This window comes from Bacteroidota bacterium, assembly GCA_018266835.1.
Classification (GTDB): domain Bacteria; phylum Bacteroidota; class Ignavibacteria; order Tepidaquicellales; family Tepidaquicellaceae; genus JAFDZO01.
The window spans coordinates 1267802-1286725 of sequence record JAFDZP010000002.1 but is presented as its reverse complement, the minus strand read 5'-3'; the positions used below and the strand labels follow the sequence as shown (position 1 = coordinate 1286725).

Below are 18924 nucleotides of genomic sequence, written 5' to 3'. Positions count from 1 at the left end.
AAACTTGGAAAAACTGATTTTAAGTTTCTCTGATGAATATATCAGAGCTATAGGTGTAAACGATCTGAATGAAATTATTCTTATGGAAGAAGTTTCTTCCATTGTAGATTTCGGAAAAGATATTTCATATTACAAAAATAATACTACAGTATTGAGTGAAACATCACAAATGATTCATTCAATACTGAATACAGATATTTCTAAAATAAAAAAAGTGGGAGTTACACTCGACTCTGCCCAGGCTTTTCTAAACATTATTCCCATAGATAATAACGATGATGAGAAGACAATAAATTCTCAAATCATGTGGGAAATATCTAATTACTTTCCTGAAACTTACAACGATTTCAATATAAAATATCTTAAGCTCAACAATCATAAATATACCGAGAACATCGATGATGCTCTTTTAATTGCCATAGATAAATTCAAAATAGATTTTTGCCGAAGGGTGTGCTGCGAGCTTAAGCTCAATCTAAAAACTGTTGAAATAGATCACTTTGCAGCTGAAAAAATTCTTACAGATAACTACAAAGATAAAATTGCTGGAAAGAATGTGCTGCTTATAGGATACAAAGCCGGCAGAATTGATATGAGTGTAGTTTCAAACGGCAAAATAAGGTATTACGAATATGTAAATAAAGACGATAACGAACATCACGAAAGATTTGCAAATGCTTTAAAAAATCTTTTAATTACAATTCCCGATTTAAATCTGAAAGAAATTTTTATTTATGGAGGAGATTTTTCCGGCAGTATTGACGAAAGATTTTCTGAAATTTTTAAAAATGTTTCCACCACAGTTGTTGACCCGTTCTTTAAAGTAAAGCTTTCAAGGGAACTGTTGTCCGAAAAATCCGGCGATAGAAATCTACACAGATACACCCCTCTTTGCGGACTTGCATCTAAAATGAATTAATGGACAGAAGCTATGAGAATAATTGCTGGAGAATACAGAAGCAGGAGCTTAAAAACTCCCGGAAAAAAAGAAGGCATAAGACCTACAACTGACAGAGCCAGAGAAACACTCTTTAATATCTTAAATAATTTTTTTGATTTTGAAAATGCTAAGGTTGCAGATTTGTTCTGCGGCACAGGAAGTTTCGGAATCGAATGTATTTCCCGCGGAGCTGAGTTTGCAATATTTGTTGATAAAGATGTAAAGCTGGCAGAAGAAAATGTAAGGCTTTTAAAACTTGAAGATTCAACGGAAATTATAAGAGGAGATGCATTAATGTTTTTGCGTGACGAATCTATGGATATAGATTTAATTTTCGCTGACCCGCCATACGATTATATATTTTATAACAAACTGTTAGAAAAAGTATCAAAGCTAAGCACATATTTTATTCTTGAACACTCAAGAAATTATGTTGTTGCAGATGAGTTTAAACCATTTATGACCAGGCAAAAGGAAGTTGGTGTTACATTTTTTTCTTTCTTTGATTTCAGAAGACCTTCGGAAGTTTAATACACTTAAAAATATTTTGAAAAAAATTACAGCTATATATCCCGGAACTTTCGACCCTGTCACAAACGGTCATCTTGATATTATTGAAAGAGCCTCCAAGCTGTTCGATAAAGTTATAATCACAATTGCAGTCAACTCAAGCAAGAAGCCGCTGTTCACAAAAGATGAAAGAATGGACATGATAAAAAATGTTACGAAGAAGTTTAAAAATGTTTCTGTAGATGTATTCGACGGCTTGCTTGTAAGTTACGCTAAGAAGAAAAAAGCTTCAGTTATAATAAGAGGTCTTCGCGCAATTTCTGATTTTGATTACGAGTTTCAGATAGCGCTTACCAACAGAAAACTTGTACCCGAAGTTAACACGATTTTTTTAATGCCAAGTGAGAAATACAGCTTTCTGAATTCATCTCTGGTACGTGAGCTTGCCTCATATCATGCAGATGTAAAACAGTTTGTACCGGATTATGTTTTTAAGAAATTAAAAGAGAAGTTTAAAAAAAATAAATGACATAAAAAAAGCGGGCTTCAACCCGCTTTTTTGCTTTAATACTATATAAAAATTTTATTACAATACTTTACTAAGGTCAGTTGTCTTATACTGATCTGAACTGAAGAACGTAAGCATCTTTTGAAACTCTGCTGCTTCCACATATCCTGCAAAGTTCATAACTTCCTCGCCGTTATATTTAAACTTGATAACGCTACCGTCCGGATTTAAAAATACGTGGCTCGGATATCCTGTTGTATTAAAATGTTTTGCAAGGTCGGCAATAGTTATGCTCTTGCCGTCATATGTTACAGGTGTTTTATTATCTGCATCAAGATTTACATAAACAAAGTTAGCAAGAGCAGATTGAACAGCTGCATTTGTATATACCTCACTCTGCATTTTTTTAGTCCATGCATCTGAAGATGAACCTATAAATAAAACAATTTTTTTATTTGAATTTTTTGCCGCAGCTAATCCATCAGCTAAAGACATTTGAGCAAATGAATTGCCTACAAGAAACACTAGTGTTAAAAACGAAACTAAAACTGATATTCTAAATGTTTTTTTCATATTTACCCTTTCTGTTCAGGTTAGATATTAAACAATGAAATTTGCAATAAGTTTCATGTTCTTAATACAATAAAAATAGTAAATTATTCTTGAAAATAAAGGGAAGAAGGGCTTAAAATGGTAAACAAAGGGGCTTTATTTAGCCCCTTGAAGATTCGAAATGATTCCCTGCGAAAGCAGGAATAAAATTATTAAACCGAAAACAATCCGGTAAACAATAAAGATAAAATTCGTTTTTGTTTTCAGGTAACTGATAAGAAATGCAATAGACATATATCCGACAACTCCGGATACAACCGTGGCAATTATTAAATTGATTTTATTTTCTGCCAACAGTTCTGCCCTTTCGGAATACAGTTCATAAAGTCCGCTTAATGTGATGGCGGGAATACTTAGTAAGAACGAGTATCTTGCTGCAGTTTCTCTTTTAAGTCCGCAGAATAACCCCGCAGTTATTGTTACACCGCTTCGTGAGCTTCCGGGTATAAGCGCCAGTGCCTGAGCAAAACCTATGATGATTCCGTCCTTCACCGTAACGTGCTGCATATCTTTTTTCTTCGAACTGATTTTTTCAGCTATAAAAAGAAATACGGCAAGTATAATAAGCATACTTGCAACTACATATAGTCCGCGCGCATCACCTACAATAAATTTTTTGAACACTAATCCGAAAACTGAAATTGGAATTGTGCCGAGAATGATTAACATAAAAACTCTTGACTCAGCATCGCCGAAAAAGTTTTTTGTTTTCAAAGCTCTGAAAAAACCCTGAATCAGATTTGCAATATCCTGTCTGAAATAAATGAATGTAGCTATAAGTGTTCCGATTTGAATTACGGCTGTAAACGCTGCTCCTTCATCTTTCCATCCGAGTAAAGCAGGGATGACCCTTAAGTGGGCTGAACTGCTTACCGGGATAAACTCTGTAAGTCCCTGTATAATTCCTAATACTATGGCGTGTATAATACCTTCCATTAATTTTCTATATTAAAATTAAAGGGATGACAACTGCCATCCCTTTGCTAAAAAAATTAAGATAAAATATTTTTATAAACTACACATCAAGATTTGCATACTTGGCATTCTCTTCAATAAATCTTCTTCTGGGCTCAACTTCTTCACCCATCAGCACTCTGAACATTTTATCAGCTGCAGATGCGTTTTCATTGTTGACCTGTAAGATAGTTCTTGTTTCGGGATTCATTGTTGTTGCCCAAAGCTGCTCAGGATTCATTTCACCAAGACCTTTGAAGCGCGAGATTGCAACGCCTTTAGGACTTGCAGTTCCGCTTGTCTCTTCAGTCTCAATTAAAACTTCGCTCTTATCAACTTTCAATGATTTCAATATGCTGTCTCTTTCAGCGTCATCGTATGCGTAGAATTCCTGTTTGCCTTTTTTAACTTTGTAAAGAGGCGGCTGCGCAATAAATAACATTCCTGTATCAATTACCTCTTTCATATGTCTGTAGAAAAATGTGAGAAGCAGTGTTCTGATATGCGAACCGTCAATGTCGGCGTCGCACATAAGAATAATTTTTCCGTATCTCACTTTATTTGTATCGAAGCTGTCTGAGTTTCCTATACCTGCTCCAAGTGCTGTTATAATATCTCTTATCTGTTCGTTCTCAAGAATTTTATTTATTCTTGCTTTCTCTACATTTAGAATCTTTCCTTTTAATGGAAGTATTGCCTGAAATCTTCTGTCTCTTCCCTGCTTTGCAGAACCGCCCGCAGAGTCACCCTCAACAAGATATATTTCGCATTGAGCAGGGTCGCTGATTGAACAATCAGCAAGCTTACCGGGAAGTCCGCCTATATCAAGCGCATTTTTTCTTCTTGTAAGCTCCCTTGCTTTTCTTGCAGCTTCTCTTGCTTCGGCAGCGCGTAAACATTTTTCAATGATGCGTTTACCAATGGCAGGATTCTCCTCTAAGAAATTTCCAAGCTGCTCACCCACTAAAGACTGAACTATACCTTTTACTTCACTGTTACCGAGCTTCGTTTTTGTCTGACCTTCAAACTGCGGCTCAGGCACTTTTACACTCACTACGCATGTTAATCCTTCTCTGAAGTCATCACCTGTTAAAGTAATCTTATCGCTTTTAATTAAATTATTTTTTGAAGCAAAGTTGTTCAGAGTTCGTGTTAACGCTGCCTTGAATCCTTCTAAGTGCGTTCCGCCTTCATGTGTGTTAATGTTGTTAACGAAGGTGTAAATGTTATCGTTGTAAGATTCATTGTATGAGAAGGCAACTTCCATAATAATATTTTCTCTGTCACCATTTACGTAAATCGGTTTATTGGTGATTGATTTTTCATCTTCATCCAAATATTTAACGAAGTCAACTATACCGCCTTTGTATTTAAACTCCTCTTCCTTGCCGCTTCTTTCATCTCTGATGATGATTGTAAGATCTTTATTAAGGTAAGCAAGCTCTCTTAATCTTGATTCAAGAGTTTCAAATTTGAAAGTCGTTACTTTGAATATTTCATTATCAGCTAAGAATGTAACTTTCGTTCCTGTCTTCTCTTTTACTTTTCCGGTTTCTTTTACAGGGGCAACAGCTTCGCCTCTTTTATATTTCTGATAGAAAATTTTCCCGTCTCTGTATACTGTAACTTCAAGCCATTCACTAAGAGCGTTTACTACAGAAACACCTACTCCGTGAAGACCGCCGGAAACTTTGTAAGTATCGCGGTTGAATTTACCGCCGGCATTAAGCTGAGTCATAACAACTTCAAGTGCAGACTTTCCTTCGGTCGGATGCATATCTGTTGGAATACCGCGGCCGTTATCTTCAACTGTAATTGTTCCGTCTTTACCGATAGTTAAAATAATCTTGTCACAAAATCCTGCAAGCGCTTCATCGATAGCGTTATCCACTACTTCATAAACTAAGTGATGGAGACCGCGTGATGAAACGTCTCCGATATACATAGCAGGTCTCTTGCGGACGTGCTCCATTCCTTTCAGAACCTGAATATCACTGGCTGAATAATCGCCTTCTTTTTTCTGTTTGTCTTTTGCCATTTATATTTTTCTTTTTTAAAACTTAATTAATTCTTATACGAAAATAATATCTTTTACTTTTTTGTTTTTTAAAATTTCATTCACTCTGTTCAGTATCTCTTCCTTGCGAGCGGAGAGTTCATATCTCCATACTGCGTTTTCAACACTTACATACAGCTTATTCTTTTTTATGTCTACAGGTTTTGAGAATTGTGAAATTGTATCTCCCACACATTCATTCCATACCTTCAGGATTTTCATCTCCTGCATCTTTTCGCTTAAGCCGATGTACTCCATAAACTCATCAAGCTCGTTGCGAAGGTTAATCACCTTGCCTAATCGCCCATCTTTCTTTTCCTGAAACATATTGTGAAGCATTAATTATCGGTAAAAACTTTTCCGTTTATAACTTTGAAAATTTTCATCTCTGAAGGATTATAAAACTTGCTGAGATTTTCTGCATATCCTTTATTAGTCGTTGTCAAAAAAATCTGCCCGAATTCCTTCAGATGAGAAATTATCATCGACACTCTATTTTCATCAAGCTCTGAAAGAACGTCATCTAAAAGCAGCACAGGATTCGTTTCTTTCTTATCTTTTAAAAAATCATATTCTGAAAGCTTCAGTGCAACAAGGAAGGTTTTATGTTCTCCCTGCGATGCGTGATTTTTTAAATCAAAAAAATTTGTACCTGCAGTTTTTTGCAGGCTGAAAATGTAATCATCTCTCTGCGGGCCGAATAACGACGTACCCCTCGCAATTTCATCATCAAATCTTTTTTCGGAAAGCTTTTCATATCCTGACTTTATTGTTTCTTTCGTTACAGTTTCATATTCATCTATACCGATTGTTCCAATAGCATCCGATTCGTAGCTTATATAAGGCGTCTGATTTTTATTTATCAGATAAGAAAAATTCTTTGAGAAATAATTTAAGAACTCTTTTAAAAACTCAATGCGTTTTACAATTATCTCACCGGAAACCTCTATAAATTTTTCGTTATAGCTTTGAAGTAAATCCTTTAACTCTCCCGAAGAAATTCTCTGATGCTGATGATAGCTTCTGAATAAAGCGTTCTTCTGTTTAACAAGCTTCACCATATCTTTAAGATTATTAAGATACAGCGGACTTGTTTGTGAAATCAGAATATCGAAAAATTTTCTTCTTTCGGAAGGATTGCCATAGGTAATTTCCAGATCCTGCGGCGATAAAAACACAGCCGGAATTCTTCCGAATATTTCAGAAGAGTAGCTGCTAACTTTGTTTTTATTTAAATGTATCGCTTTCTTTGCCGAAGGCTTATCATACGCAACTCCAATCTTTTCATCGTTGCCGTTATCGTTTGTATATGTGCTCTCTATTGAAAAACCTTCGGAGTCGAACCGTAAACAATCTGATTCGGACGCTCCGAGAAAACTTTTTGTTAAGCATGTAAAGGAAACGGCTTCAAGTATGTTTGTCTTACCCTGTCCGTTCTCTCCGTAAATAAAATTGAACTTCTCATTAAAATCAATTTTCTGCTCTTCGTAATTCCTGAAATTATTCAGCGTAATCTCTTTTAAAATCAACTTACTCTTACAGGCATAATTAATTCTATAAAATCTTCGTTATCAGGCTGCTCAGTCGGGTATGCAATCGATGCCTTCGAAGGCTGATTCATCTTAAAAATAATTTCATTCGTCTCTATTTGATTTACTGCGTCGAGTAAAAATCCTGTATTGAAAGCAGTTGTAAATGGTGTTGCATCAAAGTCAGCATCTCCGCTCATAGCTGTAAAATTACACGGCAGAGTTTCTTCTGCTTCTGTTCCTGTTTCAGGATTTTCAGATGTAATTGTAACTGAATTATTTTTAATCTCCATCTTAACTCTTTTGGTAATCACATCTGCGCAGATCAATGCTCTGTGCAATGAGTCCTGTAATTCTTTCTTTACTATTCTTAAAGTCTTGTTACCGTCATTAGGGATAACTGATTCGTAATTCGGGAATGTCTCATCAATTAATTTTGAATATATTTCCGCATCCGGGAAGAATATTCTTAAATCATTTTCATCGAACTGAATTTCTACTGTTCCGGCTTCACTGCTTAATCTTTGAATTAAATTACAGGTCTTTACAGGAATAACAATTTTGCTGTCTGCAATTCCTTTATGAGTCGTTTTGTAAATCAGCTTTGCAAGTCTGTATCCGTCAGTTGCTACAGAACGGATTTCCTCTTCTTTTGCTTCAAGCAATACGCCTGACATATTTCTTCTTATCTCGTCTTTATTAGCTGCATGGAAAACTTTTCCTATTAATCTTTTTAATACTCCGCTGTTTATTTTCAGCGAACTCAAATGATTATTTTCTTCAGGGAGCGGGAAGTCATCTGCCGGCTCACCCGATAAATTATATTTTTTATTGTTCTGTGTTTTTAAAGTCATTCTGCTCTTTCCGTCAACTGTGATTTCAAGAGTTTTCTTCGCAAGGAATGATTCGGATTTTTTATAAAGTAATTCTACAACTTCTTTAAGCTTTGCGTTTGAGTCGCCTAAGTGTTTTAAGTTTTCGTCAGAGTCAATAAACTTTTGATTTTCATCTATGAGCGTATCAATCTTTTCCTTATCGATTGCAGTCAGTACACCAACATAAACCAATGATTCACTTGAAGAATCATATTTGAATCTATCTGCAAATACATCGGTAAGTTTTGCTTCATTTCTTAAATCATCGTAAACAGATTTTTTTAACTTCTCAGTTAAGTTTACATTTGAAAAGCTAGATGAAAGCGATTTAGACAGGTCTGAAAGTTTTTTATACGGAACAGTTACTCTTCCGTCTTCTTTTCCTTTTACTGATGTCTTTGTTCTGATAAATGTTTCGAGATCGGAAGCCAACATTTCAAGATTATTTCCTTCGAGTATTAACAATACATTTCCTAATATCGGAAGCGGAGATTTCGTTGGAACTATCGAACTTAATTTATTTAATGAATTAACGAACTGGTCTGCTGCGACTGTAAATTTCATTTATGGTATACGGTAAGTGTTATGAGATAAATAATTGGAAAAATAACTAATTTATCGAGTATTTTCAATGAAGTAAGTAGGGTTTAAAACCTTTGTAACTTGCATAAAAACATATATAAAGCGAAGGCGAGAAAGAAAAGTTTTAGGAGAGGTAAAAAATTCTGTAAAATAAAAAAATAAAGCCGTCAGATATTATTCTGACGGCTTTAATTTTATAATATTTCTGATAAATTAATTTACAACTTCGGTTTCATATCCGGAGTCATTTATAGCTTTCTCAATTTCTTTTACTGAAACTATTTTTGAATCGAAACTTACTTTCACTATTTTACTTTTTACATCAGAGGTTACTTCTTTTATACCCTCAAGTTTTTTTACTGCTTCAGTAATTGTATTTGTGCATCCCGAGCAGCCGATGCCTTTGCATCTGAATTGAACTTCTTTTATTGTTTCTTTCAAAAGTGTTTGTTCGTTTTCTGTCATAATTTTATTTTCTGCATATGTTTTGCTGCCCAAGCCTGTTATCAAAAAAATTGATAACAACATTAATGTAATAATTTTATTTGATTTCATCGCTTTAATTTAATTTACACTGATTGTTACATTCCAAAGTAATAAGAAAGCCCTGTTATTACTCTGAATTTATTTTCAGTCTGGTCTCCATTTAATTTATTATTCAAGGGATATTGATAATCTAAATTAAATGCAAAACTTGAAAAATAAATATCGAGTCCCCCTGTTAAAAACAAAACATTACCGCCCGAGTCATCAACTTCCAAATCTCCCTGCTTATCCATTCCGGCGCTTTCGTAATATACTCCTGTGTGAGGAAGTACTCCTGTTTCCCCTACAGGAATCTGATAAAATATTGCGGCAGCCATATTTAATCTGTTCGCAAATCTGTATTCATTTTTATTGGTAGTTGCCATTGAGTATGAAGCATCGGCGTTAAAGCCGAAATCTTTATACTTCCCAAAGTAAGTTCCGCTTACAAGAAAATCAAATGCTCCCGTTCCGGGCTGAAAGTGCGGCTCAGTTACTCCGTAAACAAGCTGTTTATTGAATGCTCCCGTAGGGGCTTTCACTCCACCTCCGAGATAAACTCTCTGTCTGTACTTTGACTCATTCTTTAAGCTCATCTCAGTTGAGTACACAAGATATTGTCCCATAAGCAAAACGTCCCCAATGTCTCTTATCCTGCTTCCGTTAATATCATTGAGTTTATAAGGAACGGTCAGGATTAGTCTTAATTTCTGGTTTACATTATACTTTGCAACCAGCTCAATCTTCGAGTAGATTTCATTATCGCCTGTCGGAGAAGTTTCGTGGTCAACGTTCGGATTAGCCACAGCAACGGGATCAGACGCAAATTTAAAATAGGAATATCTTAAACCAACTGAGTTTAAACTATAGTTAGGCTCAATTCCGAAATAACATCCGCAGAGATCACATTCTGTGTTTTGAACGCTATGAATATCTCCGAGAGATTTTATCTTCTTTAAAAGAAATTTATCTTTTTCATCTGCTTTAGAATTATTAAATGATGAGATAAGTATAATGATTGCCAGAGATGTTAGTATGTTTTTCATTTTTGTATAATCTAAATTTTAAAATCCGACATCAAAGTAAGTTGAATCAGAATAGCCTGTTTTAGTCATGTACATATTTATTCTCCATGTTCCTGCGGTCGGTAAATTTACTCTGCCAAAATAATGACCTAAGTCACCTGATGGGGTAGGATTTACATTTGATGAACTTACAGTGCCGTTTGAAAGCAGCACAGGTTTAACGGCAATTGAATAAGATGTTTCAGTTGCAAAGTTTACTGTATCTGAACTGCTGTTAATTAAAAATTCAAAGTTGTTTAATCCTGCTGTTGGAGTTTTAGGATTTATATAGGATAAATAAAGAGTCGTTCCGCCGGGCAAACTTTTTTCCTGATATTTGCCGACATTATCTTTTATATGAAGTCCGCCAAATGTAGCAACTCCGTATGGCTCACCTGTTGCACCGTGATTATGAACTCCGATTTTTATATTCCAGTGCATTACATTATCCAATGCCTGCGGCGAAAGAAAAACTAATGCAAACGGGAACTTTCCGTTTACTGCAGTTTTAGGGGCTTCCTCTACAGGGCCTGCAGTTGCATGGTCTGTTAGCATCGGTATTACATGCGCATCTTCAATAAGAACATTTGTAAGTGAATCATAAAGTACGGCGTAAACTTTATTGTAACCTGTATGTAAAGAATCCTCTAAGTATAATGTTACGTTTGCTCTTGCGCCAATTGCGCTGACAGTATTCAGTTTTATTAAACCTGATACATCCGGTCCGCCGGGAGCGTTTGTAACGGTATCATCTTTGCATCCTTGTAAAAAAGAAATAGAAATAAATAATAAAAATATTGCTAAAATATTAAATTTTGTTTTTTGCATAAAAAATTTGTCAAGTTATTAGTTTTTAAAAAAAGTTAATAATCCAGGGGCGAAATGAACACACTTCACCTGTGAATCTTAACGGGGACAATATTAATTTATGCGAATTGCGGAGGTTTGCCGGGAAGGGAATAAAATCCCTCAGAAGGATTTAAAGACTTATCTGTAAATTGTATTGAAGTTGAATTGCTTGTTTCGGGTAAATAAAAATAATATACTGTAAACTCGGAGAGTTTAAGTTTTATATTTACATTCTCTGCTGTCGCTTTTGATTCGTCGCTTTCCTGCTCAATTTTTTTATTAAGGTAGCAGCATGCATTACAACCTTCTTTTTTCTTCTCGCAGACGGTAGCAGCAAGATCAGACTGGTTCAGTTTGAACACTCCGTAATACAGCATCACATAATTTGTATTAAGGAAGAAAATTACCAGCATGAAGCAGGTGAATATTTTAGCAAGATTGCTTCTCATCGAATTACAACCTACGAGTTTTAATATTTGTTTTCAATTCCATTTTATGAAATCATATTCTTGAACTCAACATCATTGCTCCTAAAATTACAGCAGGAGCGCCTTGTCCGGGAAAAACTGTATCTCCGACTAAATAAAAATCTTCTATTGGAGTTTTAGACGGAATTTGTCTGAAAAAATTGCGCTCAATTGTAATGGGCATTCCGCCGACATAACCATTTTTTCTATTTGTATAAAACTCAAATGACTTTGGACTCCCTGACAGAATATATTTTTTCTTGCAGTTTTTGATGTTATCAAAGTTTTCTTCTATAGATTTCATTATTTCTTCAGTCAGAATTTTTTTCTTCTCATCGTAAACTTCATCGGAGTAATTCTTCCATTCTTCGGGATTTGATATATGCGTTGAAACGGTAATCGTTCTCCACCCGGCAGGAGCTTTTTGCCCGTCTCCGTTTCTTGATATTGAAACGAAAATAGAACATGATGCTGCTATGCTGCTCTTGAAATGTATCTGATGATAAAGCGAACCGTAATCACTGAAGTTGTCTTCTACTGCAAAGTACAAAGTAAATGCTCCCCAAGCTTCTGAGTTTTTTTCGGAAAGAATGTTAAAATACTTTTTTGCAGCTTTATTTTCAAATAAATTTTCGTTATTCCATATCGGAGCATTTGAAATAATTTTTTTTGCTCTGTATTTTCCTTTATTAGTAATAACTTCATAAAAGGAGTTTTCTTTTGTAATTTTTTCTGCTCTGTTTTTAAAAAAAAATTCTCCGCCTAACTGTGTAAACTTATCCTGCATAATTTTGGAAAATGAGTACATTCCGCCGTTTATATAATAAGTTTCGGCGGGATAATTCAATGCAAGACAAGCAGGTAAAAACGGGACTTTATCAGTGTGCGCCTGCGCAGTTATCATAAGCTGCTCGTTGAGAAATTTTTTGAATGTCAGATTTTTATCTAAGCCAAATTTCTTTAATACATCATCAACTGTTTGAGTGAGATAATAAAGCAGATTTAAATTCTTCGGATTTTTAGGAAGAGATAAATAATCCATTAAATTTGTCGGCGGAAAATTCTTGAGTGAAGGAATTAACTTATAGGCTTTTCTTTCAAGCTTAAAAATTAATTGCCAGAATTTTTTCATACCGTCTACATCACCAAATTTATTAATACATTCATTTACCCATAAATTTTCATCTGCGTATCGGTAAATTTTTTCGTTCAGTAAATTATGAATTACAATTCCTGTACTTTGCTTGTGCAAATTTTTTCTGACCTCTTCTTCGATTCCTGTATCTTTAATAAATTTGTATAAAGGCTGGTCTTCCCGGAATCCGCTCAGAGTTGTTGCGCCGACATCGAAGTTAAAATTTCCAATGGGCTCCGATTTTGATATTCGTCTGAAGTATGAAGCGCATCCGCCGCTTACAGTGTGAGATTCAAGAATTAAAACTTTTGCGCCTTTTTGCTGAAGAAGTAGTCCTGTTGACAATCCACCGAGACCTGCGCCAATAATGATAAAATCGTAAGTAAATGACAAGAATTAGATTTTGGGGTTAGTAATTAATTAATATTGGAACAAAGTCAGTTTTTAAAAGTTGAAATTGTAAATATTAATTGTAAAAAAATTAAATTATTTTGGATATAACTCAAATAACCAAATTTATATGAAAAAAATTCTTTTATTATTAGCAGTTTTTCTTCTGGCCTCGCAGGTTTCTTTTGCGCAGGACACTCAGTGGTTCACAATCACTTACAATTACTTCAGCGGACCTGTATCACCGCAATATCAAAAAACGTATGCAGTTACGGTAAACTACGATAGAAGCGCTTCAGTAAGTTATCATCAGGGAATAGATAAAATGGCTCCTCAGGTAGAGTCATTTACAATCAGCAAAACAAATCATAAAAAGCTTACAAACGCTATCAAGAAAATTGGAATATATGATGGAGTTTCTCCGAATAATTCAGGTGACGGGAAAATTGGCGGACCCGAATATAGCATAACTGTTACTTACGGTAATCCTAATCCGAATTTAGACCAGCCGGTAAGAACTGTAACAATGCGAAAATCGAGCTTATCATCCAAGGAAGAAGATAAACTGTTTGATCTTATGGATAAGATTGTACCGAAAAAAGTCTGGAAAAAATTTGAAAAGAAAGAACCTAAAACTGATAAATAAATTTTAATATTTTTTTAAACAAAAAAGGCGAAGCAATGCTTCGCCTTTTTATTTTATATTTGTTTTTTACTCTTTCAGTTTATTAAAAATGTAGCCGCCATTTGTTGCTCCCCAGATTTGTTCATCTTTTTCTCCCCATCCTCTATCCCAGCTTACAATTTTGTTTCTATAAAGTTTTACTTCTGATGTTGCATACTTAGCACCGCGTAAATCACTCGGGCAATCCTTTCCTTTTGTAGCACCTTTATAATAACCTTTAGTATTTTTTGTGAGAAACACTGAGCAGCCGTCTCTTGATTTTAATGAGTCAAGTGTTAATCCCGATAAAGCGTTATCTTTTTTATAATCGCCTGCAAATCTCAATGGATTTTCCAGTGTGTAAACTGCGCTCTCAAATTTGTTTTTTCCGATTTGTGTTACATGGTAAACTCTCTGTCTGTAAGGTTTTTGCTGTGCAGATGCAACTGCTTGCTCAACGTAAAGCCATATGCCGTCTGTTCTGTCTTTCCAGATTCTTTTCATATGAAGTCTTATATCAAAATAGTTTGTATCTTTTTCGGATTGTTTCTGACTGGAGAACGAACCTTCCATATAAGAGGCAAGCTTTAATAATTCACTCTTTGGTTTCGGTTTCGCAAAAGAGTTAATGGACACAGCAAATAAAAGTATTAAGAGAAAGGTAATTTTTTTCATTTCTGTAGTTTCTTGTTTTTGTTCTTTGATTCTGATTTAATTTTATTTTTGAACGCTATAACTTTAGCAAGAATTTTTTTATCAGAGGATCCAAGAATTTGCACTGCAAGTAAAGCCGCATTCTTAGCATTATTTATTGCAACCGTTGCAACGGGAACTCCATATGGCATTTGAGCTATGGAAAGAAGCGAGTCCAATCCCTTTAATGCTTTTGTTTCTATTGGAACACCTATAACAGGGATAGGGGAATATGCTGCTGACATACCGGGTAAATGCGCTGCTCCTCCTGCTCCCGCAATTATTACTTTTATTCCTCTTTTGTATGCATTCCGGGAATAACTTGCCATTAAGTCAGGTGTGCGGTGAGCCGAAGTGATTAAAATTTCATAGGGAATTTTGAATTCATCTAAAATTTCCGCGGCCTGTTTCATTACGGGAAGATCAGAGTCTGAACCCATAATAATTCCTACTACAGCTTTGCTTTTCTTCATAGCTTAAAAATTTTCTTCAGTTACTCTTCAAATGATGTGTCAATAAATCTTGACATCATTGTTAAAATTTCCTCGCCTGATTTTGAATCAAGCCATTGGTTATCTTTATAATTGAAATGAAATCCTCCGTGTCTTGCTGCAAGCCATAATTGTTTTACGGGAGCCTGACGGCTTACAATTAATTTGCTGTCATCAACCAATGTAATTTTTAAAATGCCGTCGCCTAATTCCAAATCTAAATCCTCTCCGTAAGTTTCACTTATATAGTCATAAATCCTTTTCATTTCATCTGTAACGAGTGTTGTGTATTCCTGGTCTGTCATAAAATTTTAATTTATCCTTTCAATTGCAATTATAGTTAAATCGTCTGATTGAATTTTATTTTGAGTAAATTTATTTACATCAGCAACAAGCTCATCTATAATCTGAGTTGTCTTTTTATCGGAATTAGAATTTAAAAACTCTTCAATTTTATCTATGCCGTACTCATCTCTCTTTTCATTCTGTGCTTCATTAACTCCGTCAGTGTATAAAATCAGTTTGTCACTCTTTTTGAAATCAATAACCACTTCTTTTGATTCGTCAGCATAGATGTTATCAGTTGCTCCGAGAGTAATACCATGCTTTTTCAGTTTGTAAATCTCGTTTGAGTCTCCTGAAATTTTATAAGGCGGCAGATGACCTGCATTATATAGAGTGCATTTATTTTCTTTCATATCTATCACTGCAAAAATTGCCGTAACGAACATTTTCCTGCTCTGCGTCTTTCGTATAACCCTGTTCAGTTTTGTGAAAATTATTTTTGGGTCGTTAGTTTCTTCCAATATCAAATGCATACAGCTTCTAATCCCTGAAAGCAGTAGTGCGCTTGCAACTCCGTGACCTGATACATCGCAAATAAATATTCCTATTTTATCCTCGGATAATTTAAAGTAATCATAATAATCTCCTCCGACTTCTGTCGCGGGAATTGATATCGCCGAAATTTCTAATCCGTTAATTACTGCAAATCTTTCCGGCAGCATTGAGAGCTGCATAGCCTGGGCATACTCAAGCTCTTTTTTCATTCTGATGTTATCGTAATTCTTCTTATACATCAGATCGTACTCTTTGAAGAACTTTCTTTTTCTCCTGTGTTCAATAAACAGAGCAAGCCCCATGAACATAGCAGCGGTTATAGTGCTCGGAAGAAAATTGGATAAGGCATCATTTTTTAAAATAAAAATATCAACCAGTATTGGGGGAATAAAGAAAATAAAATTCAAACGTAAAATATCGTTGCGGTTTAATCTGAATACTAATAGTGCTATTGAAAAGAAAAATATAAACGGTGAGATATCGGAACTATTGTCGTCAGATGTTCCTATTTTTATATTTGTTGAACCGGTGCTATCAGAATGGATTTTAACGACGGTATCCTTGGCAACTTGCTCGGTTTTTTTCTTATTTTTATTGGTGTTCTTCTTCGAGTTTGTAATATTACCGTTAACCAGTCCAATTCCTATGAGTATTATGACGTGAAGAATAAAAAAATAGTAAACGTATTTTCGTATATTTCCGGTGTTAAATATCTTTTTATAAATAATAAGACTGCTTACAAGGATTATGAGGTCTGCAAGCAAAATCATAGCCCCCCAGCTAAACCCATTTTCAGCTAAAGAAACAGTAAAAGAGATAGCAAAAAAGATTATAACGCCTACCATCATTCCTTTTAGAAGCTTCATGTTGGAAGAATCTAAAGAATACTGATAAGACTTCTCTTTGGGTAAAGTAAGATATTTATCTATATCAAATATAGAGTCCAATAGAAATATTTTGTAGAGTGCGCCGGAAAATACCGGCGCTTATTAGATTAGAATATAAATTTTACTCTTCTGTAGGCGGAACATATTCTTCAGGGAGCTGCATTCCTGCTCCGAAGAAATAATCCTGCATCTGGTCTTCGAATATTTTATCGGTTGACGGAGATGATAAATCGAGACGGTACTCATTCACAACCATTTTAAAATGTTCAAGAAACATTTTGAAAGCTTCTTTTGAAACATTATCGTAAACTCTTTGACCGGTTTCGCCTAAAATTGGCGGCTTAGTCAGCCCGGGTAAATCTTTTCCCAGTTTTATACAGTGTACTATTCGCTCTTCAGCCATATACGTTTAAAATTTTTATTTGTTTTTTGAAATATCAATTAATCTGTTTTCAACAGTGCCTTCAATAACTTTTTGTTCAATAACTGCATCAATCATAACATCTCTGTCGATTACATTTGTATCGTTGAGAATTATTTCTTCGCCAACATCACCGTAATATTTTTTGAACTGCCCGCCGAGATAATTGTTTGTTGAAATAGTATAAATTTTATTATCATCTATATCTTTTCCGTCAGCAGTTTTTATTGAAACTATAAAGTTATCATCACCTGCTAAAACTTTTTTTCCGTCGTACTCTACTTTTAATCCGGATACAATAGATAAGTCGCTGGAACCAAGCTCATCCATTTCTTTAACATAAGTCTGAAGATTATTTTTGAACATCTGCTTTACAGCTTTTCCTGTAAGCTTTATAATCACAACTGTATTGCCAAATGGATTTATTTCCCACATATCGTTCACCGTAATTTCACCCTTAGGGAGACTTTTTCTTATTCCTCCTGCATTAAGAACAGCCAAGTCAGTATTAAATCTTTTTCTCATTGCATCAGCCTGCCACTGACCTAAATTGGATTCCATTTTATACGAAGAGAACCAGTCTTTATTCAGTTTTCCGATTACCTTTAATAAATCTCCCTGTATGCTTGCAACCATGTTTTCAACTTTTTTAGCTGCAGGAATATCAAATGAAGTAGAATCGAGAACCGTTTCAATTAACTTGCCGTATCCGGAGAGAACTGTATCTTTTGATACGTCAACTTTAAGGTCAAGTTTACCAAGGTATCTGGCATACGAACCTGCCTGAACTATGAATACATTGTTTTTTATTGTTGGCTTGAAAAGAGCCGTATGCGAGTGAGCGCCAACGATTATATCAACATCTTTGTAAAATTTATCTGCTAATTTTTTATCGTTATCTAAACCGATGTGAGTTAATAAAACTATCACGTTACACTTTTCATCTTTGCAGAATTTAATTCCTTCGTTAATCAACGAATCTGTATTTAACATCTGAACATCCGTAACATTTTTAGGAACTGTGAGAGTCATTAAATCCAATGCTGTTAATCCGATTATTCCGAACTTAACTCCATTAATAGTTTTTGTTACCCAAGGTTTTCCAATGGTTCTGTTTGGGGTTTTAAGAAAAACATTTGCAGATAGCACATCGAAGTTTGCCTCTTTTAAAACAGAATCAAGGTGAAGTTCACCATAATCAAATTCATGATTACCGACAACGAATGCATCGAGACTGTAAAGATTTAACAATTCTATTTGTGATTTGCCTCGGGTAAGTGAAGAAATAGGAGTTCCCTGAAAATCATCGCCGCCGTTAAGGATAAGACTGTTTGCTGTTCTGTATTTGTTCAGATAGCCAAGCATAGACGCTGTGCCGCCAACGTAATAGGTTGAATCAGTTCCGGTATCATTGTTTTTCTTAGTTACTCTGTAGGGAAGGTTTCTTGCATGAAAATCATTCCAGTGGAGAATTGTAACGTCCTTTATATTGTCGCTCTCTTGTGAAAAGGAAACCGAGCTTGCAAATAAAAGAATAAGTAAAGAAGTGTTAAATATTTTTTTTATCATTTGAATATTAAAATTAAAAAAGGGAGAAATCTCCCTTAAGTATAATCGCTGCTTTAAAATAATTTATAGTCTAAAGTAAAAATTCAGTTATTAATTTCCAAGACAGGAATTAACTTTCAAGTAACTGAGTAATGTATTCCTTCTTGTTCTTTAACCTTTTCAGATTATTTTCAAAATTCATTGCCCCGCCTCTATCAGGAAACTCTTTGCTCCAGATAATTTTCCAGGGACCTTTTTTACTTGTGTAAAGAGACTTGCCCTTGGCATTATGCTCTTTTAATCTGTTCTCTAAGTTATCGGTATGCCCTATATATATTTTACCGGTAGAAGAAGATTTTAAAATATATGTGTAGTACATTTTAC

At 34.8% G+C, this 18924-nt stretch carries 22 protein-coding genes; 4 read left to right on the top strand and 18 right to left on the bottom strand.

The window, feature by feature from the left end:
• Positions 1-4 precede the first annotated feature (4 nt).
• The 3 genes from pilM to coaD are packed head-to-tail and all read left to right on the top strand — an operon-like array spanning position 5 to position 1979.
• Positions 5-919: a pilus assembly protein PilM gene (gene pilM, locus JST55_07395; protein MBS1493316.1), complete on the top strand. Its 915-nt coding sequence runs from the start codon at positions 5-7 to the stop codon at positions 917-919.
• A 12-nt stretch (positions 920-931) separates the two neighbouring features.
• Positions 932-1471, top strand: a complete 540-nt coding sequence (locus tag JST55_07390) for an RsmD family RNA methyltransferase (GenBank protein ID MBS1493315.1) — start codon at positions 932-934, stop codon at positions 1469-1471.
• Positions 1472-1496: 25 nt separating this feature from the next.
• Positions 1497-1979: a pantetheine-phosphate adenylyltransferase gene (coaD, locus tag JST55_07385; GenBank protein MBS1493314.1), complete on the top strand. Its 483-nt coding sequence runs from the start codon at positions 1497-1499 to the stop codon at positions 1977-1979.
• Between the two features lie 57 nt (positions 1980-2036).
• On the opposite strand, the gene JST55_07380 is transcribed toward coaD, so the two are convergent.
• The 11 genes from JST55_07380 to JST55_07330 all read right to left on the bottom strand — a co-directional run bounded on the left by JST55_07380 (position 2037) and on the right by JST55_07330 (position 12999).
• Positions 2037-2531 carry a DUF255 domain-containing protein gene (locus JST55_07380; GenBank protein ID MBS1493313.1) on the bottom strand — a complete coding sequence of 165 codons (495 nt, stop codon included), beginning with the start codon at positions 2529-2531 and terminating at the stop codon, positions 2037-2039.
• 135 nt (positions 2532-2666) lie between these two features.
• Entirely contained in the window at positions 2667-3506 is an 840-nt protein-coding gene (locus JST55_07375) for an undecaprenyl-diphosphate phosphatase (protein MBS1493312.1), read from the bottom strand.
• 79 nt (positions 3507-3585) lie between these two features.
• Positions 3586-5562, bottom strand: a complete 1977-nt coding sequence (gene gyrB / locus JST55_07370; GenBank protein ID MBS1493311.1) for a DNA topoisomerase (ATP-hydrolyzing) subunit B — start codon at positions 5560-5562, stop codon at positions 3586-3588.
• Between the two features lie 33 nt (positions 5563-5595).
• On the bottom strand, positions 5596-5919 hold the full coding sequence (locus JST55_07365; GenBank protein ID MBS1493310.1) for a DUF721 domain-containing protein: 324 nt from the start codon (positions 5917-5919) through the stop codon (positions 5596-5598).
• Positions 5919-7109: a DNA replication/repair protein RecF gene (locus JST55_07360; GenBank protein ID MBS1493309.1), complete on the bottom strand. Its 1191-nt coding sequence runs from the start codon at positions 7107-7109 to the stop codon at positions 5919-5921. The genes JST55_07365 and JST55_07360 overlap by 1 nt, the downstream gene beginning before the upstream one ends.
• The gene (gene dnaN / locus JST55_07355; protein ID MBS1493308.1) at positions 7106-8548 is read right to left on the bottom strand and encodes a DNA polymerase III subunit beta; all 1443 of its coding nucleotides are present in this window, start codon (positions 8546-8548) and stop codon (positions 7106-7108) included. The genes JST55_07360 and dnaN overlap by 4 nt, the downstream gene beginning before the upstream one ends.
• A 231-nt stretch (positions 8549-8779) precedes the next feature.
• Entirely contained in the window at positions 8780-9121 is a 342-nt protein-coding gene (locus JST55_07350; GenBank protein ID MBS1493307.1) for a heavy-metal-associated domain-containing protein, read from the bottom strand.
• Positions 9122-9147: 26 nt separating this feature from the next.
• Positions 9148-10137 (bottom strand): hypothetical protein, encoded by a 990-nt coding sequence (locus JST55_07345; protein MBS1493306.1) that lies wholly within the window; start codon positions 10135-10137, stop codon positions 9148-9150.
• Between the two features lie 18 nt (positions 10138-10155).
• A complete protein-coding gene (locus JST55_07340; GenBank protein ID MBS1493305.1) occupies positions 10156-10983 on the bottom strand; it encodes a hypothetical protein in 828 nt (275 codons plus the stop codon).
• A gap of 98 nt (positions 10984-11081) precedes the next feature.
• The gene (locus tag JST55_07335) at positions 11082-11453 is read right to left on the bottom strand and encodes a hypothetical protein (protein ID MBS1493304.1); all 372 of its coding nucleotides are present in this window, start codon (positions 11451-11453) and stop codon (positions 11082-11084) included.
• A gap of 52 nt (positions 11454-11505) precedes the next feature.
• Positions 11506-12999 carry an FAD-dependent oxidoreductase gene (locus JST55_07330; GenBank protein MBS1493303.1) on the bottom strand — a complete coding sequence of 498 codons (1494 nt, stop codon included), beginning with the start codon at positions 12997-12999 and terminating at the stop codon, positions 11506-11508.
• Between the two features lie 127 nt (positions 13000-13126).
• Here JST55_07330 and JST55_07325 point away from each other — a divergent pair, with 127 nt between their 5' ends.
• Positions 13127-13642, top strand: coding sequence for a hypothetical protein (locus tag JST55_07325; protein ID MBS1493302.1), 516 nt, complete (start codon positions 13127-13129; stop codon positions 13640-13642).
• A 66-nt stretch (positions 13643-13708) separates the two neighbouring features.
• On the opposite strand, the gene JST55_07320 is transcribed toward JST55_07325, so the two are convergent.
• The 7 genes from JST55_07320 to JST55_07290 all read right to left on the bottom strand — a co-directional run bounded on the left by JST55_07320 (position 13709) and on the right by JST55_07290 (position 18919).
• Positions 13709-14335, bottom strand: a complete 627-nt coding sequence (locus JST55_07320; GenBank protein MBS1493301.1) for a chromophore lyase CpcT/CpeT — start codon at positions 14333-14335, stop codon at positions 13709-13711.
• Positions 14332-14826 (bottom strand): 5-(carboxyamino)imidazole ribonucleotide mutase, encoded by a 495-nt coding sequence (purE, locus tag JST55_07315; GenBank protein ID MBS1493300.1) that lies wholly within the window; start codon positions 14824-14826, stop codon positions 14332-14334. The genes JST55_07320 and purE overlap by 4 nt, the downstream gene beginning before the upstream one ends.
• Positions 14827-14846: 20 nt before the next feature.
• Complete coding sequence (gene cyaY, locus JST55_07310) at positions 14847-15149, bottom strand: iron donor protein CyaY (GenBank protein ID MBS1493299.1); 303 nt, start codon at positions 15147-15149, stop codon at positions 14847-14849.
• 6 nt (positions 15150-15155) lie between these two features.
• Positions 15156-16631 (bottom strand): PP2C family protein-serine/threonine phosphatase, encoded by a 1476-nt coding sequence (locus JST55_07305; protein MBS1493298.1) that lies wholly within the window; start codon positions 16629-16631, stop codon positions 15156-15158.
• Between the two features lie 61 nt (positions 16632-16692).
• A complete protein-coding gene (locus JST55_07300; GenBank protein ID MBS1493297.1) occupies positions 16693-16974 on the bottom strand; it encodes an oxidative damage protection protein in 282 nt (93 codons plus the stop codon).
• A 15-nt stretch (positions 16975-16989) separates the two neighbouring features.
• Complete coding sequence (locus tag JST55_07295) at positions 16990-18561, bottom strand: 5'-nucleotidase C-terminal domain-containing protein (protein ID MBS1493296.1); 1572 nt, start codon at positions 18559-18561, stop codon at positions 16990-16992.
• 109 nt (positions 18562-18670) lie between these two features.
• The gene (locus tag JST55_07290) at positions 18671-18919 is read right to left on the bottom strand and encodes a GIY-YIG nuclease family protein (protein ID MBS1493295.1); all 249 of its coding nucleotides are present in this window, start codon (positions 18917-18919) and stop codon (positions 18671-18673) included.
• Positions 18920-18924: the final 5 nt, after the last annotated feature.